The sequence below is a fragment of the Ramlibacter pallidus genome, from assembly GCF_015070875.1.
Lineage (GTDB): Bacteria > Pseudomonadota > Gammaproteobacteria > Burkholderiales > Burkholderiaceae_C > Ramlibacter > Ramlibacter pallidus.
On the sequence record NZ_JADDIV010000001.1, the window covers coordinates 386,177 to 406,785 of the forward strand.

Genomic DNA, 20,609 nt, shown 5'->3' on the forward strand with positions numbered 1-20,609 from the left:
CAAGCAACAACATGCGACGCTACTGGCTCGTCTTCTCACAGGCTGTCACGGTGCTGCTGGCAGCGTACTTCGTCGTCATGACGATGAAGCCCGAATGGCTGGACCAGCGCACGGTGACCACGGGGAACACGGGCATCGCCCTCAGCGAGGCGCCGCAGCAGGCCACCGCGCCGCCGCCGGCCGGCAGCTTCCGCGCCGCCGCCCAGAAGGCTTCGCAGGCGGTCGTCAGCATCAACACCATGAAGGCCGGCGAGCGCTCGACGCCCAGCGACCCGTGGTTCCGCTTCTTCTTCGGCGACCAGGGCGGCGCGCCGCAGAGCGGCCTCGGCAGCGGCGTGATCATCAGCCCGGACGGCTTCATCCTCACCAACAACCACGTCGTGGAGGGCGCCTCCGAGATCGAGGTGGCGCTGAACGACAGCCGCAAGACGCGGGCGCGGGTGATCGGCACCGACCCCGAAACGGACCTCGCGATCCTCAAGATCAACCTCGACCGCCTTCCGGTGATCACGCTCGGCAACTCCGACGCCCTGCAGGTGGGGGACCAGGTGCTCGCGATCGGCAATCCCTTCGGCGTCGGCCAGACGGTCACCAGCGGCATCGTCAGCGCGCTGGGCCGCAACCAGCTGGGCATCAACACCTTCGAGAACTTCATCCAGACCGACGCGGCCATCAACCCGGGCAATTCGGGCGGCGCGCTGGTGGACGTCAACGGCAACCTGATGGGCATCAACACCGCCATCTACTCGCGCTCCGGCGGCAGCATGGGCATCGGCTTCGCGATCCCCGTGTCCACCGCCAAGCTGGTGCTGGAAGGCATCGTGAAGGACGGCGTGGTCACGCGCGGCTGGATCGGGGTCGAGCCGGCCGACCTGTCGCCGGAGCTGATGGAGACCTTCGGCGTCAAGGCGCGCAAGGGCGTGCTGATCACCGGCGTGCTGCAGAACGGCCCGGCGGCGCAGGCCGGCGTGCGCCCGGGCGACGTGGTGGTGCAGGTGGGCGAGAAGGACGTGGCGAACGTGTCCGAACTGCTCACGGCGGTCGCCTCGCTCAAGCCCGGCACGGCGACGAAGTTCAAGCTGCAGCGGCGCGACGACAACGTCGACGTGACCGTGACGCCCGGCCGGCGCCCGAAGCCGCGCCAGCAGGCGATGCCGGGCGGCGTGCCGGCGCGCTGAGGCCTGTCCCGTCATCCCCGCGGAGGCGAGGATCCTTGCCGTCATTCCCGCGCAGGCGGGAATCCAGGGCGTCCGCATCCGGGGTACGTCGCGCCAGGCGGCGCGACGTCGACCGCCGCCAGGCGAAATCTAGGGCTTCGCCGCCTCGCCCTCTTCGTCCGGCGCCTTGGTGTGCTTGATGAAGATCTGCGCGGCCCAGATGCCCACTTCGTAGAGCAGGCACATCGGGATCGCCAGCGCCAGCTGGGAGACCACGTCCGGCGGCGTGATCACCGCGGCGATGATGAACGCCAGCACGATGAAGTAGCCGCGGAACTCCTTCAGCTTCTCGATGCTGACCACGCCCATGCGGGCGAGCACGATCACCGCGATCGGCACCTCGAAGGCGCAGCCGAAGGCGATGAACATCGTCAGCACGAAGCTCAGGTAGGCCTCGATGTCGGGCGCGGCCGTGATGCTCTTGGGCGCGAAGCCCTGGATGAACGAGAACACCTGGCCGAAGACGAAGAAGTAGCAGAACGCGACGCCCAGGAAGAACAGGATGGTGCTGGAGACCACCAGCGGCAGCACCAGCTTCTTCTCGTGCGAATACAGCCCCGGCGCGACGAAGGCCCAGACCTGCCACAGCACCACCGGCAGCGCGATCAGGAAGGCCGCCATCAGCAGGATCTTCAGCGGCACCATGAAGGGCGAGATCACCGAGGTGGCGATCAGCGTGGCGCCCTTGGGCAGGTGCGTCACGAGCGGTGCCGCCAGGATGTCATAGAGCGCGCCCGGGCCGGGCCAGACCGCCAGCACCGCCGCGACGATGCCGATCGCGATGATGGCCTTGATCAGCCGGTCGCGCAGCTCGATGAGGTGCGACACGAAGGGCTGCTCGGTGCCGGCCAGCTCGTCTTCCTGCTCGTGGGGGGATGTGGACATAGGGGAAACGGTCGCCGGCGCCGGTGCCGGCCCCGCTTTCAGTTGAACTTCTGCGGTCGGTACTTTGCCACACGGGCCGCGCCGGACAGGGCCCGCGTGCGCACGCCCTGGCGGGCCTTGTACCAGTGGGGCACCGCGCCCTGCTTCAGGCGCCACTTCTTCTTCGGGTGCTTGTACTCGGGGAAGGCGGGGGGCTCCGGCAGCGGCGTGTAGGCGCTGGAGGTGGCGTCCTCCCACTGCTTCTCGAAGTCGGAGGCCGCCGTGGAGACGGAGGACTCGACGTCGCGCGCCGCGCTCTCCACCGTGTCCTTCATCTTCTTCAGCTCGTCCAGCTCCATGGACCGGTTGACCTCCGCCTTCACGTCGTTGACGTAGCGCTGGGCCTTGCCCAGGAGCGTGCCGACCGTGCGTGCCACGCGCGGCAGCTTTTCCGGGCCGATCACGATCAGCGCGACGACGCCGATCAGCGCCATCTTGGAGAGGCCGAGGTCGAGCACTGCTCAGTCCGGACGCGGGATCAGGACTTGTTGCGGGCTTCGACGTCGATGGTGGTCTTGTCCGCGCCGGGGGCGGCGGTGGACGACGTCACCTGGCCCGCGGGCGGCACCGGCGTCTCCGGCGCGCTGCCGTCCTTCATGCCGTCCTTGAAGCCCTTCACCGCGCCGCCGAGGTCGCCGCCGATGTTCTTCAGCTTCTTCGTGCCGAACACCAGCACGACGATCAGCAGCACCACCAACCAATGCCAAATGGAAAACGAACCCATGGATGACTCCTGTCTAGCCTGACTCGGATTCTAGTCGGGCAGCGAAGTTCATCCGGCCTGGCCGGTTCCCGTCAGGCGCCGGTCAGCCCTTGAGCCACGGCCGCGGGCCGCCGATCACGTGGAAATGCAGGTGCGGCACTTCCTGCCCGCCGTCGGCGCCGGTGTTGGTCACGAGGCGGAAACCCCCTTCCGGGTAGGGCCGGCAGCCTTCCTGCTGCGCCAGCTGTGGCACCAGGCTCATCAGCTTGCCGAGCAAGGGGGCATGGGAAGCGTCGACGTGGGCCATCGACACGATGTGCTGCTTCGGGATGAGCAGGAAGTGGACCGGCGCCCACGGGTGGATGTCGTGGAAGGCGAGGACCTCGTCGTCCTCGTAGACCTTCTTCGAGGGGATCTTGCCTTCGACGATCTTGCAGAAGATGCAGCTGGGGTCCTGGCTCATGGCAGCTGATTGTCGTTGAACCGCAGCCAGCCGCGCAGGTAGCGGTACAGGTACCAGCAGCCGATGATGACCGTGGCGATGAAGCCGGGCAGGACGAACAGCAGGTAGAGCGGCGACGTGACCACCAGCCACAGCAGCGCCCACCAGAAGGTGCGGATCATGTAGCTGTGGTGCCGCGCGTAGAGCGGGTCGGCCTCGTCGGTGCGCTTCACGTAGTTGACGATCACCGCGATGATCGCCAGCGTCCACGCCGTGAACGGCGCCAGGGTGTGCAGGCCGTACAGGACGTGCATCACCGTGCGGTCGCCGGGCGTCTTGTCTTCCAGGGTCGCGTAGTCGGTCTCGGCCATCGCGCTTCTCCTTCGCAGGTTACTCGCCGTTGCCTTCGCGCTCGCGCGCCTTGCGCAGCGCCTTCTCCTCCAGACCGCTCAGGCCCTCGCGGCGCTGGAGTTCCGCGACCACGTCCGCCGGCTCCAGGCCGTAGTGGGCGAGCGCGATCATGCAGTGGAACCACAGGTCGGCGACCTCGCCGACCAGCTTGGCCGGATCGCCGCCGCGATCGAGGTCCTTGGCCGCCATGACGACCTCGGTCGCCTCCTCCCCGATCTTCTTGAGGAAGGCGTCGGGGCCCTTGTGCAGCAGCCGGGCGACGTAGCTCGCCTTCGGGTCGCCGCCGTGGGCGGGCTTGCGGCTTTCGATGACGGCGGCCAGGCGGGCCAGCGGGTCGGTCATGGTTCTACTTGTAGATGGACGACGGGTCTTTCAAGACGGGTTCCACCGCCTGCCAGGCGCCGTCGCGGTAAAGGTGGAAGAAGCAGCTGTGGCGGCCGGTGTGGCACGCGATGGAGGGGTCGTGGCCGTGCTGCGTCACCTTCAGCAGCAGCACGTCGTTGTCGCAATCCATGCGGATCTCGTGCACCTGCTGGACGTGGCCGGACTCCTCGCCCTTGAACCACAGCTTGCCGCGCGAGCGGCTGAAATAGACGGCGCGGCCGGTCTCGGCCGTCTTCGCCAGCGCTTCGCGGTCCATCCAGGCGAACATCAGCACGTCGCCCGTGGCGGCCTCCTGCGCGATGACGGGCACGAGCCCCTGCGCATCCCATTTCACTTCGGCGAGCCAGTCCATGGGGCTATTCTCCCCCAAGGTCCTCAGGTCCTGACGGGGATACCCCGTTCGGCCATCCGCGCCTTCGCCTGCGCGACGGTGTATTCGCCGTAGTGGAAGATGCTCGCGGCCAGCACGGCGTCGGCGCCGCCCTGCTGGATGCCGTCGGCCAGGTGCTCCAGGTTGCCGACGCCGCCGGAGGCGATGACCGGCACCGGCACGGCGTCGCTGACGGCCCGCGTCAGCGCGAGGTCGAAGCCCGACTTGGTGCCGTCGCGGTCCATGCTGGTGAGCAGGATCTCGCCGGCGCCGCGCTGCGCCATCTGGGTCGCCCAGGCCACCGCGTCCAGGCCCGTGTTGCGGCGGCCGCCGTGGCTGTAGACGTCCCAGCCCGGCCCGCGCGCCGCGGCGTCCTCGGGGCTGCGCTTCTTGGCGTCGATGGCCACCACGATGCACTGGGCGCCGTACTTGGCGGAAGCCGCGGAGATCACGTCCGGGTTGGCGAGGGCCGCGGAGTTGAAGCTGGTCTTGTCGGCGCCCGCATTGAGCAGCCGCCGCACGTCTTCGACCGTGCGGACGCCGCCGCCGACCGTCAGCGGGATGAACACCTGCGAGGCGACCGCCTCGATGATGTGCAGGATCAGGTCGCGCCCGTCGCTGGTCGCCGTGATGTCGAGGAAGGTGAGTTCGTCGGCGCCCTGCTCGTTGTAGCGGGCGGCGATCTCCACCGGGTCGCCCGCGTCGCGCAGCTCCACGAAGTTGACGCCCTTGACCACGCGGCCACCGGTCACGTCCAGGCAGGGGATGATGCGTTTGGCGAGCATGGGCCGATTCTAGGCGGGGGCCCTCAGCGGTCCGGCCAGTTCCAGGGCGGGAGGTCGTCCTCGTCGACATTCAGGATGCGCGTCTCCCCCAGCTCCTTCTCCAGCACCACGGAGCGGACGTCGAGGTCCTGCGCGTCCTCCAGCGCCGCGATCAGGCGTGCCGCGTGCGAGACCACCACCACCTGCGAGGACTGCGCGGCATGGGCGATCAACCGCGCCAGCGCCGGCAGCAGGTCCGGGTGCAGGCTCGATTCCGGTTCGTTGAGCACCAGCAGGGGCGGCGGCCGCGGCGTCAGCAGCGCCGCGATCCACAGCACGTAGCGCAGGGTGCCGTCGGAGAGCTCCGCCGCGTCGAGGGGCCGCAGCAATCCCGGCTGGTGCATGCGCACGCCGAACTGGGCGCCGTCGATGCGGACTTCGATCCGCGCGCCCGGGAAGGCGTCGTCCACCGCGGCGTCGAAGGCTTCGCCGTCGCCGATCTCGCGGATGGTGGCGATCGCGGCGGCGACGTCGGCACCGTCATGGCCCAGCACGGTGGTGCGCGTGCCCACCTGCGGCTGCCGCGCCGGCGAATCCGCGTCGGTGCGGAAGTGGTCGTAGAAGCGCCAGCCGCGGATCTGCTCGCGCAGCGCCAGCATCTCGGGCGCCGTGCGCGGGTCGACGAACTCGGCCAGCATGCTGGCGTAGGGAGGCAGCAGGCGGTCGACCGCCTCCCAGCGGCTGCCCTCGCGCGTCTGCAGCAACGCGCCCTGGCGGCGCACCAGCTGGGCGGAGGTCCGCAGCACCGGCCCCGACCACACGGCTTCGGCCTTGATCTCGGGGTCGCGGCTGAACACGGTGGCGGGCACGGGCGGCGGCAGGCCGATGTCGATCGCGTAGCCGAAGTCCTGCGCCGAATCGCCGGCAAACCCGAGCCGCAGGTTCACCGGCTTCGTCCGCCGCCCGCCTTCGACCGGCACGTCGCCGCGGCGCATCGCCGCCGAAAGGCTCTCCGGGCCGGCCCACAGCACCGACGGCAGCCCGCCTTCGCGGGCGAGGGAACGCACGACGCCGCCATACGCCGTCTCCCCGAGCAGCCGCAGGGCGCGGTAGACGCTGGACTTGCCGCTGCCGTTGGGGCCGGTGACGAGCGTGAGCTGGCCGAGCGGCACCCGCAGGTCGCGCAGCGAGCGGTAGTTGGCGATGGCCAGCGTACGCAGCACGCTCGGCCGGGGCGGGCGTCAGCCCTGGAGTTCGTCCGCGCGGGCCTGGGCCTTGGCGAAGTCGAGGTCGCCGGAGTAGATCGCGCGGCCGCAGATCACGCCTTCGATGCCCTCGTCCTCCACCGCGCAGAGCGCCTCGATGTCCTTCATCGAGCCGAGGCCGCCGGAAGCGATCACCGGGATGGTGAGCGCCTGCGCGAGCTTCACCGTCGCCTCGATGTTGATGCCCGAGAGCATGCCGTCGCGGCCGATGTCGGTGTACACGATGGACTCCACGCCCCAGTCCTCGAACTTCTTGGCCAGGTCGACGACCTCGTGGCCGGTCAGCTTGCTCCAGCCGTCCGTGGCCACCTTGCCGTCCTTGGCGTCGAGGCCGACGATGATGTGGCCGCCGAAGGCGGTGCAGGCGTCCTTGAGGAAGCCGGGGTTCTTCACCGCCGCCGTCCCGATGATCACGTAGCGCAGGCCGCCGTCGATGTACTTCTCGATGGTGTCGAGGTCGCGGATGCCGCCGCCCAGCTGCACCGGGATGTCGTCGCCGACCGCCTTGAGGATGGAGCGGATGGCGGCGAAGTTCTGCGGCTTGCCGGCGAAGGCTCCGTTGAGGTCCACCAGGTGCAGGCGCCGGGCCCCGCGTTCCAGCCAGGTCCGCGCCATGGCGGCGGGGTCTTCGCTGAAGGTGGTGGCCTGGCCCATGTCGCCCTGCTTCAGGCGTACGCAGTGGCCGTCTTTCAGGTCGATCGCGGGTATCAGGAGCATGGGAAGGTGCTGCGGTGCGACTGGAGGGAGGGAAAGGGGACCGCTTCCTGGGCGGTCAGGGATTCCAGTGCAGGAAGTTGCGATAGAGGTGGAGCCCCTGGGCTGCGCTTTTCTCGGGGTGGAACTGGGTCGCAAAAATATTATCCCGGGCGACCGCACAGGTAAAGCGCGCGCCGTACTCGGATTCCCCAACACTGTGGCGGGGGTCCGACGGCCGGGCGTAGAAACTGTGGACGAAATAGAACCAGCTTTCGTCCGGGATGCCGTCCCACATCGCATGCGGCCGCGCCTGGCGGACGCGGTTCCAGCCCATTTGCGGCACCTTGTAGCGGCTGCCATCGGGCTGCAGCCGGCCTTCCAGCCGGAAACGGACGACCTCGCCATGCACCAGGCCGAGGCCATCGGTCGGCCCTTCCTCGCTGCGATCGAGCAGCATCTGCATGCCGACGCAGACGCCGAACAGCGGCTTGGAAGCGGCCGCCTCCAGCACCGGCTCCAGCAGGCCCGATTCGCGCAGCTCGCGCATGCAGTCCGGCATGGCGCCCTGCCCCGGCAGCACCACGCGCTCGGCCGCCCGCACCTCTTCGGGGCGGGACGTGACGACGGCGGTGATCGTCGGGTCCTGCGCCGCGACGTGCAGCACCGCCTGAGACACGGAGCGCAGGTTGCCCATGCCGTAGTCCACCACCGCCACCGTCCGACGCGTCAAAGCGATCCCTTCGTCGAGGGAATGGTGCCGGCGGAGCGCGGGTCGAACTCCAGCGCCGCCCGCAGCGCCCGGGCGAAGGCCTTGAACACCGTCTCGCACTGGTGGTGCGCGTTCTCGCCCCGCAGGTTGTCGACGTGCAGCGTGACGAAGGCGTGGTTGCAGAAGCCCTGGAAGAACTCGTAGGCGAGCTGCGTGTCGAACGCGCCGATCATCCCGCTCTTGAACGGCACGTGCATGATCAGCCCGGGCCGGCCGGAGAAGTCGATGACGACGCGGGACAGCGCCTCGTCCAGCGGCACGTAGGCATGGCCGTAGCGGCGGATGCCCTTCTTGTCGCCCACGGCCTTGTACACGGCCTGGCCCAGCGTGATGCCGACGTCCTCCACCGTGTGGTGGCCGTCGATGTGCAGGTCGCCCTTGGCGTCGATCTCCAGGTCGATCAGCCCGTGGCGGGCGATCTGGTCCAGCATGTGGTCGAAGAAGCCGATGCCGGTGGCGAGCTTCGCCTGGCCGGTGCCGTCCAGGTTCACCCGGACGGTGATCTGCGTTTCGGCGGTGTTGCGGGTGACTTCCGCTTTTCGGGGCGCGTTCATAGGGTGGATCGCAGGGCGGCGAGCATCTGCGCGTTCTCGTCGGCCGTGCCGACCGTCAGGCGCAGGCAGTTGGCCAGCAATGGGTGCATTCTAGAAACGTTCTTGACGAGCACCTTGCGCGCCTTCATGCCTTCGAAGCTGCGGTCGGCGTCGGGCACGCGCACCAGCACCATGTTGGCCTCGCTGCGCCAGGCCTTCAGGCCCATGTCCCGCAGCGCGGCCTGCAGCCGCTCGCGCTCGGAGCGGATCTCCGCGGCCTGCGCAGCGAAGACGTCCTCGTGTTCCAGCGCGAAGAGCGCGGTTTCGCAGTTGAGGCTGCTGATGTTGTAGGGCGGCCGAAGCTTGTCGACCTCGTCGACCAGCCGGGCCGGGCCCATCATGTAGCCGATGCGCACGCCGGCCAGGCCGAACTTGCTCATGGTGCGCATCACCAGCACGTGTTCGTGCCGGGTGATGCGGTCCATGTAGCTGCGGGCCGCGAAGGGCTGGTAGGCCTCGTCCATCACCACCAGCCCAGGCGCGGCCTCCACGATCTTCTCGATGACGGCGTCGTTCCAGAGCGTGGCGGTGGGGTTGTTCGGGTACGCGAGGTACACGATGGCGGGCTGGTGCAGCGCCATGGCATCCAGCATCGCGCGCTCGTCGAGTTCCAGGTCGGGCGTGAGGTCCACGCCGACGAACTTCAGGCCCTGCAGCTGCGCGCTCATGGCATACATGACGAAACCGGGCATCGGCGCCAGGACCGTCGCGCCGGGCACGTCGCAGGCCATCGCCAGCAACGAGATCAGTTCGTCGGAACCGTTGCCCAGCATCAGGCCGAAGCCGTCGGGCAGGCCGGCGTGGCGCGCCAGCGCCTTCTTCAGGTCGTCGATGCGGCCGCCGGGATAGCGGTTCAGCGCCACGGCGCCCAGGCGTTCGCCCAGCGCCCGTTGCAGTTCGGGCGCGAGCCGGTGCGGGTTCTCCATGGCATCGAGCTTGACCATGCCGCGGGAGTCCTGGATGGCGTAGGCGTGCATGGACTGCACGTCCTGGCGGATGCGGGTGGCGATCAACTGGTCTAGGCGGGCGCTCATGGCAGGCGGGCCCGCGGGCGCGGGCCGGTCGGAAATTCTCGGGGGATGGCCCCCATCGTACGCTATCGCTTCAGGCGCAGCTCGGCGGCCCGGGCATGGGCCTGCAAACCCTCGCCGTACGCGAGTTCGGCGGCGATCACGCCCAGCACCTGCGCGCCGGCCTGGCTCACCTCGATCAGGCTGCTGCGCTTCTGGAAGTCGTAGACGCCCAGGGGGCTGGAGAAGCGGGCGGTGGTGCTGGTGGGCAGCACGTGGTTCGGGCCGGCGCAGTAGTCGCCCAGCGACTCGCTCGTGTACGCCCCGAGGAAGATCGCGCCGGCATGCCGCAGCAGCGGCTCCCAGCGGTGCGGGTCGGCGCTGGCGATCTCCAGGTGTTCCGGGGCGACCCGGTTGCTGATCTCGCAGGCCTCTTCCATGCTGCGCGTGCGAATGAGGGCGCCGCGGTTGGTGAGCGACGTGGCGATGATCCCGGCGCGCGGCATCTCGGGGAGCATGCGGTCGATGGCCCGCTGCACTTCGTCGATGTACGCGGCGTCGGGGCACAGCAGGATGCTTTGCGCCAGCTCGTCGTGTTCGGCCTGCGAGAACAGGTCCATCGCCACCCAGTCGGCGGGCGTCGTGCCGTCGGCCAGCACGAGGATCTCGCTCGGGCCGGCGATCATGTCGATGCCGACCTGGCCGAAGACCCGGCGCTTGGCGCTGGCGACGTAGGCGTTGCCGGGGCCGGTGACCTTGTCGACGCGCGGCACGGTCTCGGTGCCGTAGGCGAGCGCGGCCACCGCCTGCGCACCGCCGATGGTGAAGGCCCGCGTCGCGCCCGCCAGCCAGGCGGCCGCCAGCAGCAGCGCGTTCTGCGCGCCGGGGTGCGGCACCACCATGATGATCTCGGCCACGCCGGCGACCTGCGCCGGAATCGCGTTCATCAGCACGGACGACGGATAGGCCGCCTTGCCGCCGGGCACGTAGATGCCGACGCGGTCGACCGGGGTGACCTTCTGGCCGAGCAGCGTGCCGTCCGCGTCGCGGTAAGACCAGCTCTCGCCGGACGCCTTCTTCTGCGCCTCGTGGTAGCTGCGCACCCGGCGCGCCGCGTTCTCCAGCGCTTCGCGCTGCCGGGCCGGCAGGCCTTCGAAGGCCGCCTTCATCTCGGCCTGTCCCAGCTCCAGCTCGCGCAGGGAGGTGGCGGCCAGCCGGTCGAAGCGGTTCGTGTACTCCAGCACCGCGGCGTCGCCACGACTGCGCACGTCGGCGATGATGTCCGCCACCACCTTCTCGATCCCGGCGTCCGTGTCCGCCGACCAATGCAGCCGCGCCGCCAGCGCGGCATCGAAGCCGCCCTCGGTGGTCGAGAGGCGCAGGGGTCGGGCGGACAGGGTCATTTCGGGGTGGCGTTGACGGTCTTCGTGAACACGTCGATCAGGTGGCGGATGGGTTCCTGCTTCAGCTTGAGCGCGGCCTGGTTCACCACCAGGCGCGAGCTGATGTCCATGATGCGCTCCACTTCGACCAGGTGGTTGGCCTTGAGCGTGTTGCCGGTGGACACGAGGTCCACGATGGCGTCGGCCAGGCCGGTCAGGGGCGCGAGCTCCATGCTGCCGTACAGCTTGATCAGGTCGACGTGCACGCCCTTGGCGGCGAAGAAGTCGCGCGCGATGGAAACGTACTTGGTGGCGACCTTGAGGCGGGCGCCCTGGCGCACCGCGGACGCGTAGTCGAAGTCGGCGCGCACCGCCACGCTGACGCGGCAGCGCGCGATCTGCAGGTCCAGCGGCTGGTACAGGCCCTGACCCCCGTGCTCGATCAGCGTGTCCTTGCCCGTCACGCCGAGGTCGGCGCCGCCGTACTGCACGTAGGTGGGCACGTCGCTGGCGCGCACCAGGACCACCTGGAGGTCGGGGTTGCTGGTCGGCAGGATCAGCTTGCGGGACTTCTCCGGGTCTTCCAGGACGGTGATCCCGGCGGCTTTCAGGAGCGGCAGGGTTTCGTCGAAGATGCGGCCCTTGGAGAGGGCGAGGGTGATGGCGGGCTTCGCCACGGTGTTCATGCTCACCATTATCCGATGAGATGCCCTGCACCTTTCGGTGCCACCGCGGAACCGGCTTTGCCGGGCCGCTGGTGGCGCCCCCTGGGGGGAGGCGCCGCAGGCGCTTCGGGGGGACCTATTTCACCCGCTCGATGTCCGCGCCCAGCTCGCGCAGCTTGGCTTCCATCTGCTCGTAGCCGCGGTCCAGGTGGTAGATGCGGTCGACCATGGTTTCACCGTCGGCCACCAGGCCGGCGATCACGAGGCTGGCCGAGGCCCGCAGGTCGGTCGCCATGACGATGGCGCCCGACAGGCGCTCCACCCCGTGGGTGATGGCAACCTTGCCGTCGACGTCGATGCGCGCGCCCATGCGCATCAGCTCGCTGACGTGCATGAAGCGGTTCTCGAAGATCGTCTCGGTGATCTTGGAGTCGCCCTCGGCGATGCAGTTGAGCGCCATGAACTGCGCCTGCATGTCGGTGGGGAAGCCCGGGTACTCGGTGGTCTTGAAGCTCTGGGCCTCCAGGCGCCCTTCGGAGCGCACCCGGATGCCGCCCTCGACGGCCTGCACCTCGGCACCGGCGGCCTTGAGCAGGTCGATGACCGCCTCGAGGTGCTCGGCGCGGCCGTCCTTCAGCAGCACGTCACCGCCGGTCGCCGCGACGGCGCACAGGAAGGTGCCGCACTCGATGCGGTCGGAGACCACCTTGTGCGTGGCGCCGTGGAGCTTCTCCACGCCCTGGATGCGGATCTCCGACGTGCCGTGTCCCGTGACCTTGGCGCCCATGGCGTTGAGCATCTCGCCCAGGTCGGTGATCTCCGGCTCCATGGCCGCGTTCTCCAGCACGGTCTCGCCTTCCGCGAGGGCGGCGGCCATCATGAAGTTCTCGGTGCCGGTCACCGTGATCATGTCGGTGCGGATGTTCGCGCCCTTCAGGCGCGTCCAGCCCTTGGGCAGCTTGGCGATCATGTAGCCGTGCTCGATCACGATCTCGGCGCCCATCTTCTCCAGGCCCTTGATGTGCTGGTCGACCGGGCGGGCGCCGATGGCGCAGCCGCCCGGCAGCGACACCGTCGCCTCGCCGAAGCGCGCCAGCAGCGGGCCGAGCGCGAGCACCGCCGCCCGCATGGTCTTCACCATTTCGTACGGGGCCTCGGGGAAATGTAGTTCGCGCGATTCGATCACGACGGTGCCGTCGGGGCTGAACTCGGCCGTCGCACCCATGTTGCGGATGAGCTTGAGCATCGTCGCCACGTCCTGCAGACGCGGGATGTTGCGCAAGGTCATCGTCTCGGGCGTGAGCAGCGCCGCGCACAGCTCCGGCAGCGCCGCGTTCTTGGCGCCCGAGATGCGAATTTCCCCGCGCAGCGGCCGGCCGCCGCGAATCAAGAGCTTGTCCATGGGCGTGTCAGTGTGGGGTTTTGGCCCATTCCTCGGGCGTAAAAGTCTTCATCGACAAGGCATGTACCTCGTCGGTGTGCATTCTCGCACCAAGGGTGGCGTAGACGCGCTGATGCCGCTGGACTGCACGCATTCCGGCGAACTCGGCTGACACGATCACCGCCTGCCAGTGGCGGCCGTCGCCGTCCACCTCGACGTGTTCGCAGTTGAGGCCGGAGGCGATGAGGGCTTGCAGTTCCTGGGCGGTCATGAGCGGGCAGCGTAGGCGGCTTCAGCTGCGGATCTTGTAGCCGATGCGAAGCAGGTGGACGGCGATGGCGCTGACAGCCAGCATCGCGCCCCCCACGATCGCCAGGCTCAGCCAGGGCGACACGTCGCTCACGCCGAAGAAGCCGTAGCGGAAGCCGTCAATCATGTAGAAGAACGGATTGAGGTGGCTCACCTGCTGCCAGAAGGCCGGCAGCGAGTGGATCGAATAGAACACGCCGGACAGGAAGGTCATCGGCATGATCACGAAATTCTGGAAGGCCGCCATCTGGTCGAACTTCTCGGCCCACAGCCCGGCGATGAGACCCAGCGCGCCCAGCATGCCTGCGCCGAGGACGGCGAAGGTGAGGATCCACAGCGGCGCGGCGAAGGTCACCTGCGTGAACCACACGGTGACGAGGAAGACGCCCAGGCCGACGCACAGACCGCGGGCAACCGAGGAGCCGACGTAGGCGATGAACCAGCTCCAGTGCGACAGCGGCGTGAGCAGGATGAAGACCAGGTTGCCCATGATCTTGCTCTGGATCAGCGACGAGGAGCTGTTGGCGAAGGCGTTCTGCAGCACGCTCATCATGACGAGCCCCGGCACCAGGAAGGCGGTGTACTCGATCCTGTCGTACACCTTCACCTGCCCGGACAGCACGTGCCCGAAGATCAGCAGGTACAGCAGCGCGGTGAGCACGGGCGCGGCCACGGTCTGGAAGGCCACCTTCCAGAAGCGCAGCACTTCCTTGTACAGGAGCGTCTGCCACCCCGTCATGCCATAGCTCCTTCGGCGCGGCCCGCGCCCATCACGTCGATGAACACGTCCTCCAGGTCCGCCTTGCGGATCTCGACGTCCTCCACCCGCAGGCCGGCCTGGCGGATCACCGCCAGGTGCTGCTCGATCTCGTGGGCGTCGTGCGCCGGCAACTGCACGATGCGCCCGGTGACGCGCGCCTTGCCTTCGAACTCCGCCGGCAACGGTCCGTCGAGCTTGAAGCGCAGCACGTTGCTCGACGCGGCCTTCAGCAGTTCGCTGGTGCGCTCCAGCGCCACCACCTTGCCGGCCTTGAGCATCGCGATGCGGCTGCAGAGCGCCTCGGCTTCTTCCAGGTAGTGCGTGGTGAGCAGGACCGAGTGCCCCTGGCGGTTCAGCTTGGCGATGAACTGCCACAGGGTCTGGCGCAGTTCCACGTCGACGCCCGCCGTCGGTTCGTCGAGCACGATCACCGGCGGGCGGTGCACCAGCGCCTGCGCCACCAGCACGCGGCGCTTCATGCCGCCCGACAGCTGGCGCATGTTGGACTGCGCCTTGTCCGCGAGCCCCAGGCTGGCGAGCAGTTCGTCGATCCAGTCGTCGTTGTTCTTCACTCCGAAGTAGCCGGACTGGATGCGCAGCGCCTCGCGCACGGTGAAGAAGGGGTCGAACACCAGCTCCTGCGGCACCACGCCGAGCTGGCGCCGGGCCTGCGCGTAGTCCTTCTGGACGTCGTGGCCGCGCACCACCACCCGCCCGGACGTGGCGCGCACCAAGCCGGCGAGGATGCTGATCAGGGTGGTCTTGCCGGCGCCGTTGGGGCCGAGGAGGCCGAAGAACTCGCCTTCCTCGATGTCGAAGCCCACCTGGTCGAGGGCCTGGAAGCTGCCGCGGGGAGTGGAATAGGTCTTGGAGACGGACTGGAAGGAGATGGCGGGCATGGGCAACCGGACATTTTACCGGTCCACCCCGCAGGCGCCCGGCCCGGCGCCAGTGCCCCTACGCCGCCGGCGGCAGCAGTTCGCCGACGCCGTAGAGGCCGGCGAGCTCGCGCAGCCGCGGCGGCAGCTGCGCCACGGAGAAAGTCTTGCCCAGCGCCAGCGCCTCGCGCCGGCATTCCAGCAGCACGGCGAGCGCGGACGAATCGAACTGCCGCAACGCCGACGCGTCGGCCACGGCGTGCCCGGCCGGGTCGGACCGCAGCGCCTGCGCCAGCATCCGGCAACAGGCGGTGGCCGTGGCGTGCGTCAGCTCGGTCGGCAGCACCAGCACGGGCATCAGCCCTTGCGGTTGTTGTTGGCGCGGTTGCGCTCGGACAGCGAGGCGATCAGCCCGTCGACGCCCTTGGCGTTGATCTCCTGCGCGAACTGGCTGCGGTAGGTCTCCACCAGCCACACGCCCAGCACGTTCAGGTTGTAGATCTTCCAGCCCTGGGGCGTCTTTTCCAGGCGGTATTCCAGCTGGATCGGCTCGCCGCGGCCGCGGATCTCGCTGCGCACGACGACGTCCGTGTCGCCGGGCGCGGCGCGCAGCGGCTTCATCGAGACCTGCTCGTCCGACACCTGCGCCAGCGCGCCGGAGTAGGTGCGCACCAGCAGCGTCTTGAACTCCTGCTGCAGCTTCTGGCGCTGGTCGGGCGTGGCCTGCCGCCAGGCCGGACCGACCGCGGAGGACGTCATGCGCTGGAAGTTCACGTTCGGCATGATCTTCGTGTCGACCAGCGTCATCACCCGGTTGATGTCCCCGGACTTCACGGAGGCGTCGCTGCGGATGGCCGCCAGCACGTCGTCGGACAGCCGCTTGATCATCACGTCGGGGGCTTCGTCGGCGGACTGGGCGAACGCCAGCGGGGCGGCGAACAGGCTGGTGGCCAGGAGGCCGGCGGCCAGCTGGACGAGGGAACGTCGTTTCATCTGCATCCTTTTCTGCCGGGCGGACCCGGACTGTTCTTGGAACGCGGCCGTCACGGGGAGTTCAGCCGGCGGGAGCGGCAAGGCAACAGCGTGCAACCGCCTCACTGCGCCGGAGCGCGCTGCGGCGGGCGGGCGCCCGGCGCGGCCGGGGCGTCCGCGGGCGCCGCCGACTCGTCGGGCAGCGGTGGCGGCACTTCGCGGTCGTCCTGGAACCGGTCGATCTCGGCGCGGCGGCGCTGCAGGTAGGCGTCGCGCGTGAAGGAATAGCGGTCGAGCGAAGCCTCGTCCAGCACGTTGCTCACGCGCAGGAGGTTGGAACGCCGGTCGACGATCCGCACGGCGTTGAGCGTGTTGCGGGCGCCGGCGGGGTCGACCTGGCGCAGCAGGTCGCCCTGCCAGTCCACCGGGAGCGCGGCGGTGTCGCGCAGGGTCGAGGGTCCGAGCAGCGGCAGCACCAGGTAAGGGCCGGCGGGCACGCCCCAGCGCCCCAGCGTCTGGCCGAAGTCCTCGCGGTGCTTCTCGATGTTCAGGTCGCTGGCGACGTCGAAGATGCCGAACACGCCGAAGAAGGTGTTGATGTGGAAGCGCGCGACGCTTTCCTCGGCGTCCTGCAGCCGGAACTGCAGCAGGCTGTTGACGGCGGACCAGGCGTCGCCGAGGTTGCTGAAGAAGTTCGACACACCGGTGCGGACCAGCGGCGGCACCGTCTCGCGGTAGAACGTCGCCGTCGGCTTGAGCAGCACGCGGTCGACGCCCTCGTTGAATTCGGTGACCCCGCGGTTGAACGGCTCCCACGGATCCCGCGGGTTGTACGACGCGGACTGCGTGCCGGTGGTGGCGCAGCCCTGCAGCACGGCGAGCGTGAGCGCCAGCAGCAGCGCGGCGGGCGCGCGGCGCGCCTGCGAGCGGACAAGTTTCATTTCTTCTGCGTCCCTGGATTCGTGGCCGGTGGGCCTTCCGCCGCCTTGTTGTAGAGGAACTGCCCGATCAGGTTTTCCAGTACGACCGCGGATTGCGTGGTGGTGATGGTATCGCCGGCGGCCAGCGGCTTGTCGTCAGCGCCCGCCTCGATCCCGATGTATTGCTCACCCAGGAGACCGCTCGTGAGGATCTTCAGCGAGCTGTCCTTGGGGAACTGGTAACGATTTTCCATCGCCAGCCCCACCCGGGCCTGGAAGGACTTGTCGTCGAACGTGATGGATTCCACACGCCCGACGACCACACCGGCGCTCTTGACCGCCGCGCCGGGCTTCAGGCCGCCGATGTTGTCGAACTTCGCGGCCAGGGCATAGGTCGACTGGAAGCTCAGCGACAGCAGGTTGGCCGCCTGCAGCGCCAGGAACACCAGCGCGGCCGCGCCGATGAGCACGAAGAGCCCGACCCAGACGTCGTTCTTGTTCCGTTCCATTTCAGTACTCCAATCTTTCTTCCCAGTGCCGCCGCGGAGCCTGCTCTAGATGCTGAACATCATCGCGGTCAGCACGAAATCGAGGGCGAGCACGGCCAGCGACGCGACGACGACCGTGCGGGTCGTCGCGCGCGACACGCCTTCCGGCGTCGGCTTGGCCTCGTAGCCCTGCAGCACGGCGATGAACGTCACCGCGGTGCCGAACACCAGGCTCTTGATGACGCCGTTGCCGACGTCCTTGAACACGTCGACGCCCCCCTGCATCTGGCTCCAGAAGGCGCCGGGGTCCACGCCGATCAGCATGACCCCCACCAGGTAGCCGCCGAGGATGCCGACGGCGCTGAACACCGCGGTGAGCAGCGGCATCACGATGACGCCGCCCCAGAAGCGCGGCGCCAGGATCCTTTGCACGGGGTCGACGGCCATCATCTCCATGGCGGAAAGCTGCTCGCCGGCCTTCATGAGCCCGATCTCGGCGGTGAGCGACGTTCCGGCGCGACCGGCGAACAGCAGCGCGGTGACCACCGGCCCCAGTTCGCGCACGAGGCTGAGCGCCACCATCAGGCCCAGCGCCTCCGACGAACCATAACGCTGCAGGATGTAGTAGCCCTGCAGCGCCAGCACGAAGCCGACGAACAGGCCGGACACCCCGATGATCGCCAGTGAAAAGTTGCCGAGGAAATGGACCTGGTCACGCAGCAGCTTGCCGCGCGCGAACGTGGGTCCCACCAGGGACAGGAGGCGCAGCAGCAGGCGCGTGGCATGGCCGATGTCGACCAGCTTGCGGCGCGTGGCGAAGCCGACGTCGGCGGGGTTCCACCAGGTCATTTCAGGCCCTCGCTGAAGTCTTCGTTGACCGAGGGACCGGGATAGTGGAAGTGCACCGGGCCTTCCGGCTCCGCGTGCACGAACTGGTGCACCAGCGGGTCGACGGAGCCGCGTACCTCCTGCGGTGTGCCCTGCGCGGCGATCTTGCCGTTCGCCAGGATGATGACGCGGTCGGCGATGCGGAAGGTCTCTTCCAGGTCGTGCGAGACGACGATGCTGGTGATGCCGAGCGTGTCGTTCAGCCGCCGGATCAGTTGCGCGGCGGTGCCGAGCGAGATCGGGTCCAGTCCCGCGAACGGTTCGTCGTACATCACCAGGTCGGGGTCGAGCGCGATCGCCCGCGCGAGCGCGACGCGCCGGGCCATGCCGCCCGAAACCTGGCTGGGCATCAGGTCGCGCGCGCCGCGCAGCCCCACGGCGTTGAGCTTCATCAGCACGATGTCGCGGATCAGGTTCTCCGGCAGCCCGGAGTGCTCGCGCAACGGGAAGGCCACGTTGTCGAACACCGAGAGGTCGGTGAACAGCGCGCCGAACTGGAACAGCATGCCCATGCGGCGGCGCACGCGGTACAGGCCGGCACTGTCCATGCCGCCGACGTCCTCGCCGTCGAACAGCACCGCGCCGCCCTGCGGCCGGACCTGCCCGCCGACCAGCCGCAGGACGGTGGTCTTGCCCCCGCCCGACGCCCCCATGAGCGCAGTCACCTTGCCGCGGGGCACGGTGAAGCTGAGGTCATCGAGGATGCGGCGCTGGTCGTAGCCGAAGCTCACGTTGCGGCATTCGACCAGCGCGCTGGGGTCGGGTTCGGTCATCCGGGGAGGATCGGCCGGGGAGCCGGCCGGGAGCTGAAAGCCACGGATGATAGGTGCTTTGACTCAGGCCGGCCTGAGCCCGGCCGTGCCGGCGGCCGCGCGTGTGGCTTTATCGCGGCAGGTCGGAGAATCCCATGAGGAACTCGTCGACCGAGCGCGCCGCCTGTCGGCCTTCCCGGATCGCCCACACCACCAGGGATTGACCGCGCCGGATGTCGCCCGCGGCGAAGACCTTGGGCACGCTGGTGGCGTAGCCGCCATGGAAATCCGTCGTGGCCCTGGCGTTGCCGCGGGCATCCTTCTCGATGCCGAAGCCCTCCAGGATGGTCTGCACCGGGCTGACGAAGCCCATCGCCAGCAGCACCAGGTCCGCCTTGTATTCCTTCTCGGTGCCGGGGATCTCGACGAACTTGCCGTCCTTCATCTCCACGTGCACCGTCTTCAGGCCCGTGACCTTGCCGTTCGCGCCGACGAACTCCTTCGTGGCGATGGCGAACTCGCGCTGGACGCCTTCCTCGTGCGAGGAGCTGGTGCGCAGCTTGTACGGCCAGTAGGGCCAGGTCAGCGGCTTGTCCTCCTCCTCGGGCGGCTGCGGCATCAGCTCGAACTGCACGACGCTGGCGGCGCCGTGGCGGTTGCTCGTGCCCACGCAGTCGCTGCCGGTGTCGCCGCCGCCGATCACGATGACGTGCTTGCCGTCGGCCCGGATCTGGCCCTTGAGCTTGTCCCCGGCGTTCACCTTGTTCTGCTGCGGCAGGAACTCCATGGCGAAGTGCACGCCGTCGAGGTCGCGGCCGGGCACGGGCAGGTCGCGCGACTGCTCGGCGCCGCCGGTGAGCAGCACCGCGTCGAACTGCTCCTGCAACTGCTTCGGCGCGATCGTTTCCTTCGCCCAGTTGGTGACCTTGGAGCCCTTGGGCAGCTCGCCCACCATGACGCCCGTGCGGATCGTCACGCCTTCGGCCTTCATCTGCTCGACCCGGCGGTCGATGTGGTGCTTCTCCATCTTGAAGTCGGGGATGCCGTAGCGCAGCAGGCCGCCGACGCGGTCGTTCTTCTCGAACAGGGTGACGTCATGGCCGGCGCGCGCCAGCTGCTGCGCCGCCGCCATGCCGGCCGGGCCGGAGCCCACCACCGCGACCTTCTTGCCGGTCTTGATGCGCGCCACTCGCGGCTGCACCCAGCCGTGTTCCCAGGCGCGGTCGATGATCGCGTGCTCCAGCGACTTGATGCCGACCGGCTCGTCGTTGTAGTTCAGCGTGCAGGCGGCTTCGCACGGCGCCGGGCAGATGCGGCCGGTGAACTCCGGGAAGTTGTTGGTGGAGTCCAGCACCGTCCAGGCGTCCTTCCAGTCCTGGCGGTACACCAGGTCGTTGAAGTCCGGGATGACGTTGTTGACCGGGCAGCCCGAGTTGCAGAAAGGCGTGCCGCAGTCCATGCAGCGCGCCGCCTGCACCTTGGCCTGCTGGTTGTCGAGGCCGACGACGAATTCCTTGTAGTGCTTCAGGCGCTCGGGGACGGGCTTGTACCCCTCCTCGATGCGCTCGAACTCCATGAAGCCGGTGACTTTTCCCATAGCTAGCTCTCGTTCTCGGTTGTTCCATCCGGGGGCCACCGCGGAACCGGCTTTGCCGGGCCGCTGGTG

At 68.8% G+C, this 20,609-nt stretch carries 27 protein-coding genes; 1 reads left to right on the plus strand and 26 read right to left on the minus strand.

Annotated elements, in window-relative coordinates; genetic code table 11:
* Positions 1–11: 11 nt before the first annotated feature.
* Positions 12–1,178, plus strand: coding sequence for a S1C family serine protease (locus IM787_RS01925; RefSeq protein ID WP_193674938.1), 1,167 nt, complete (start codon positions 12–14; stop codon positions 1,176–1,178).
* A gap of 129 nt (positions 1,179–1,307) precedes the next feature.
* Here IM787_RS01925 and tatC read toward each other — a convergent pair whose 3' ends face one another.
* The 26 genes from tatC to IM787_RS02055 all read right to left on the minus strand — a co-directional run bounded on the left by tatC (position 1,308) and on the right by IM787_RS02055 (position 20,540).
* The gene (tatC, locus tag IM787_RS01930) at positions 1,308–2,102 is read right to left on the minus strand and encodes a twin-arginine translocase subunit TatC (protein ID WP_193674939.1); all 795 of its coding nucleotides are present in this window, start codon (positions 2,100–2,102) and stop codon (positions 1,308–1,310) included.
* Between the two features lie 38 nt (positions 2,103–2,140).
* A complete protein-coding gene (tatB, locus tag IM787_RS01935) occupies positions 2,141–2,599 on the minus strand; it encodes a Sec-independent protein translocase protein TatB (RefSeq protein ID WP_193674940.1) in 459 nt (152 codons plus the stop codon).
* Positions 2,600–2,619: 20 nt separating this feature from the next.
* Complete coding sequence (gene tatA / locus IM787_RS01940) at positions 2,620–2,865, minus strand: Sec-independent protein translocase subunit TatA (protein ID WP_193674941.1); 246 nt, start codon at positions 2,863–2,865, stop codon at positions 2,620–2,622.
* Positions 2,866–2,947: 82 nt separating this feature from the next.
* Positions 2,948–3,307 (minus strand): histidine triad nucleotide-binding protein, encoded by a 360-nt coding sequence (locus IM787_RS01945; protein ID WP_193674942.1) that lies wholly within the window; start codon positions 3,305–3,307, stop codon positions 2,948–2,950.
* Positions 3,304–3,657: a DUF4870 family protein gene (locus IM787_RS01950; RefSeq protein ID WP_193674943.1), complete on the minus strand. Its 354-nt coding sequence runs from the start codon at positions 3,655–3,657 to the stop codon at positions 3,304–3,306. Before IM787_RS01950 ends, IM787_RS01945 begins: the two co-directional genes overlap by 4 nt.
* Positions 3,658–3,676: 19 nt before the next feature.
* The gene (locus IM787_RS01955) at positions 3,677–4,039 is read right to left on the minus strand and encodes a phosphoribosyl-ATP diphosphatase (RefSeq protein WP_193674944.1); all 363 of its coding nucleotides are present in this window, start codon (positions 4,037–4,039) and stop codon (positions 3,677–3,679) included.
* Positions 4,040–4,043: 4 nt separating this feature from the next.
* Entirely contained in the window at positions 4,044–4,433 is a 390-nt protein-coding gene (hisI, locus tag IM787_RS01960; RefSeq protein ID WP_193674945.1) for a phosphoribosyl-AMP cyclohydrolase, read from the minus strand.
* A 23-nt stretch (positions 4,434–4,456) separates the two neighbouring features.
* A complete protein-coding gene (gene hisF / locus IM787_RS01965) occupies positions 4,457–5,236 on the minus strand; it encodes an imidazole glycerol phosphate synthase subunit HisF (RefSeq protein WP_193674946.1) in 780 nt (259 codons plus the stop codon).
* Positions 5,237–5,259: 23 nt separating this feature from the next.
* Positions 5,260–6,438, minus strand: a complete 1,179-nt coding sequence (locus IM787_RS01970; protein ID WP_193674947.1) for an AAA family ATPase — start codon at positions 6,436–6,438, stop codon at positions 5,260–5,262.
* Between the two features lie 18 nt (positions 6,439–6,456).
* Entirely contained in the window at positions 6,457–7,197 is a 741-nt protein-coding gene (gene hisA, locus IM787_RS01975) for a 1-(5-phosphoribosyl)-5-[(5-phosphoribosylamino)methylideneamino]imidazole-4-carboxamide isomerase (RefSeq protein WP_193674948.1), read from the minus strand.
* Between the two features lie 55 nt (positions 7,198–7,252).
* Positions 7,253–7,906, minus strand: coding sequence for an imidazole glycerol phosphate synthase subunit HisH (gene hisH / locus IM787_RS01980; protein WP_227494037.1), 654 nt, complete (start codon positions 7,904–7,906; stop codon positions 7,253–7,255).
* Entirely contained in the window at positions 7,903–8,499 is a 597-nt protein-coding gene (gene hisB, locus IM787_RS01985; RefSeq protein WP_193674949.1) for an imidazoleglycerol-phosphate dehydratase HisB, read from the minus strand. The genes hisH and hisB overlap by 4 nt, the downstream gene beginning before the upstream one ends.
* Positions 8,496–9,572, minus strand: a complete 1,077-nt coding sequence (gene hisC / locus IM787_RS01990; protein WP_193674950.1) for a histidinol-phosphate transaminase — start codon at positions 9,570–9,572, stop codon at positions 8,496–8,498. Before hisC ends, hisB begins: the two co-directional genes overlap by 4 nt.
* Before the next feature lie 62 nt (positions 9,573–9,634).
* Entirely contained in the window at positions 9,635–10,951 is a 1,317-nt protein-coding gene (gene hisD / locus IM787_RS01995) for a histidinol dehydrogenase (RefSeq protein WP_193674951.1), read from the minus strand.
* On the minus strand, positions 10,948–11,616 hold the full coding sequence (hisG, locus tag IM787_RS02000) for an ATP phosphoribosyltransferase (protein ID WP_193674952.1): 669 nt from the start codon (positions 11,614–11,616) through the stop codon (positions 10,948–10,950). The genes hisD and hisG overlap by 4 nt, the downstream gene beginning before the upstream one ends.
* A gap of 115 nt (positions 11,617–11,731) precedes the next feature.
* The gene (murA, locus tag IM787_RS02005; protein ID WP_193674953.1) at positions 11,732–12,997 is read right to left on the minus strand and encodes a UDP-N-acetylglucosamine 1-carboxyvinyltransferase; all 1,266 of its coding nucleotides are present in this window, start codon (positions 12,995–12,997) and stop codon (positions 11,732–11,734) included.
* Between the two features lie 7 nt (positions 12,998–13,004).
* A complete protein-coding gene (locus IM787_RS02010; protein WP_193674954.1) occupies positions 13,005–13,247 on the minus strand; it encodes a BolA family protein in 243 nt (80 codons plus the stop codon).
* A 21-nt stretch (positions 13,248–13,268) separates the two neighbouring features.
* Positions 13,269–14,024, minus strand: a complete 756-nt coding sequence (locus tag IM787_RS02015) for an ABC transporter permease (protein WP_193674955.1) — start codon at positions 14,022–14,024, stop codon at positions 13,269–13,271.
* On the minus strand, positions 14,021–14,944 hold the full coding sequence (locus IM787_RS02020) for an ABC transporter ATP-binding protein (RefSeq protein WP_193674956.1): 924 nt from the start codon (positions 14,942–14,944) through the stop codon (positions 14,021–14,023). Before IM787_RS02020 ends, IM787_RS02015 begins: the two co-directional genes overlap by 4 nt.
* Positions 14,945–15,002: 58 nt before the next feature.
* On the minus strand, positions 15,003–15,275 hold the full coding sequence (locus tag IM787_RS02025; RefSeq protein WP_193675496.1) for an STAS domain-containing protein: 273 nt from the start codon (positions 15,273–15,275) through the stop codon (positions 15,003–15,005).
* Between the two features lie 5 nt (positions 15,276–15,280).
* The gene (locus tag IM787_RS02030; RefSeq protein WP_435531134.1) at positions 15,281–15,922 is read right to left on the minus strand and encodes an MlaC/ttg2D family ABC transporter substrate-binding protein; all 642 of its coding nucleotides are present in this window, start codon (positions 15,920–15,922) and stop codon (positions 15,281–15,283) included.
* Positions 15,923–16,017: 95 nt separating this feature from the next.
* Complete coding sequence (locus IM787_RS02035; protein WP_193674958.1) at positions 16,018–16,836, minus strand: MlaA family lipoprotein; 819 nt, start codon at positions 16,834–16,836, stop codon at positions 16,018–16,020.
* On the minus strand, positions 16,833–17,324 hold the full coding sequence (mlaD, locus tag IM787_RS02040) for an outer membrane lipid asymmetry maintenance protein MlaD (RefSeq protein WP_193674959.1): 492 nt from the start codon (positions 17,322–17,324) through the stop codon (positions 16,833–16,835). The genes IM787_RS02035 and mlaD overlap by 4 nt, the downstream gene beginning before the upstream one ends.
* A 45-nt stretch (positions 17,325–17,369) precedes the next feature.
* On the minus strand, positions 17,370–18,152 hold the full coding sequence (gene mlaE / locus IM787_RS02045; RefSeq protein WP_193674960.1) for a lipid asymmetry maintenance ABC transporter permease subunit MlaE: 783 nt from the start codon (positions 18,150–18,152) through the stop codon (positions 17,370–17,372).
* The gene (locus IM787_RS02050; RefSeq protein WP_193674961.1) at positions 18,149–18,964 is read right to left on the minus strand and encodes an ABC transporter ATP-binding protein; all 816 of its coding nucleotides are present in this window, start codon (positions 18,962–18,964) and stop codon (positions 18,149–18,151) included. The genes mlaE and IM787_RS02050 overlap by 4 nt, the downstream gene beginning before the upstream one ends.
* A 109-nt stretch (positions 18,965–19,073) precedes the next feature.
* On the minus strand, positions 19,074–20,540 hold the full coding sequence (locus IM787_RS02055) for a glutamate synthase subunit beta (protein WP_193674962.1): 1,467 nt from the start codon (positions 20,538–20,540) through the stop codon (positions 19,074–19,076).
* Positions 20,541–20,609: the final 69 nt, after the last annotated feature.

Coding starts and splice junctions, on each gene's coding strand:
- hisI (WP_193674945.1), bottom strand. CDS start 4,433: ATGGACTGGCTCGCCGAAGTGAAATGGGATGCGCAGGGGCTCGTGCCC.
- IM787_RS01945 (WP_193674942.1), bottom strand. CDS start 3,307: ATGAGCCAGGACCCCAGCTGCATCTTCTGCAAGATCGTCGAAGGCAAG.
- hisD (WP_193674951.1), bottom strand. CDS start 10,951: ATGACCCTGTCCGCCCGACCCCTGCGCCTCTCGACCACCGAGGGCGGC.
- IM787_RS01950 (WP_193674943.1), bottom strand. CDS start 3,657: ATGGCCGAGACCGACTACGCGACCCTGGAAGACAAGACGCCCGGCGAC.
- IM787_RS02050 (WP_193674961.1), bottom strand. CDS start 18,964: ATGACCGAACCCGACCCCAGCGCGCTGGTCGAATGCCGCAACGTGAGC.
- hisG (WP_193674952.1), bottom strand. CDS start 11,616: ATGAACACCGTGGCGAAGCCCGCCATCACCCTCGCCCTCTCCAAGGGC.
- hisC (WP_193674950.1), bottom strand. CDS start 9,572: ATGAGCGCCCGCCTAGACCAGTTGATCGCCACCCGCATCCGCCAGGAC.
- IM787_RS01925 (WP_193674938.1), top strand. CDS start 12: ATGCGACGCTACTGGCTCGTCTTCTCACAGGCTGTCACGGTGCTGCTG.
- hisA (WP_193674948.1), bottom strand. CDS start 7,197: ATGCTCCTGATACCCGCGATCGACCTGAAAGACGGCCACTGCGTACGC.
- mlaD (WP_193674959.1), bottom strand. CDS start 17,324: ATGGAACGGAACAAGAACGACGTCTGGGTCGGGCTCTTCGTGCTCATC.
- murA (WP_193674953.1), bottom strand. CDS start 12,997: ATGGACAAGCTCTTGATTCGCGGCGGCCGGCCGCTGCGCGGGGAAATT.
- hisB (WP_193674949.1), bottom strand. CDS start 8,499: ATGAACGCGCCCCGAAAAGCGGAAGTCACCCGCAACACCGCCGAAACG.
- tatA (WP_193674941.1), bottom strand. CDS start 2,865: ATGGGTTCGTTTTCCATTTGGCATTGGTTGGTGGTGCTGCTGATCGTC.
- mlaE (WP_193674960.1), bottom strand. CDS start 18,152: ATGACCTGGTGGAACCCCGCCGACGTCGGCTTCGCCACGCGCCGCAAG.
- IM787_RS02055 (WP_193674962.1), bottom strand. CDS start 20,540: ATGGGAAAAGTCACCGGCTTCATGGAGTTCGAGCGCATCGAGGAGGGG.
- hisF (WP_193674946.1), bottom strand. CDS start 5,236: ATGCTCGCCAAACGCATCATCCCCTGCCTGGACGTGACCGGTGGCCGC.
- IM787_RS02010 (WP_193674954.1), bottom strand. CDS start 13,247: ATGACCGCCCAGGAACTGCAAGCCCTCATCGCCTCCGGCCTCAACTGC.
- IM787_RS02020 (WP_193674956.1), bottom strand. CDS start 14,944: ATGCCCGCCATCTCCTTCCAGTCCGTCTCCAAGACCTATTCCACTCCC.
- IM787_RS02035 (WP_193674958.1), bottom strand. CDS start 16,836: ATGAAACTTGTCCGCTCGCAGGCGCGCCGCGCGCCCGCCGCGCTGCTG.
- IM787_RS02015 (WP_193674955.1), bottom strand. CDS start 14,024: ATGACGGGGTGGCAGACGCTCCTGTACAAGGAAGTGCTGCGCTTCTGG.
- IM787_RS01955 (WP_193674944.1), bottom strand. CDS start 4,039: ATGACCGACCCGCTGGCCCGCCTGGCCGCCGTCATCGAAAGCCGCAAG.
- IM787_RS02030 (WP_435531134.1), bottom strand. CDS start 15,922: ATGCAGATGAAACGACGTTCCCTCGTCCAGCTGGCCGCCGGCCTCCTG.
- tatC (WP_193674939.1), bottom strand. CDS start 2,102: ATGTCCACATCCCCCCACGAGCAGGAAGACGAGCTGGCCGGCACCGAG.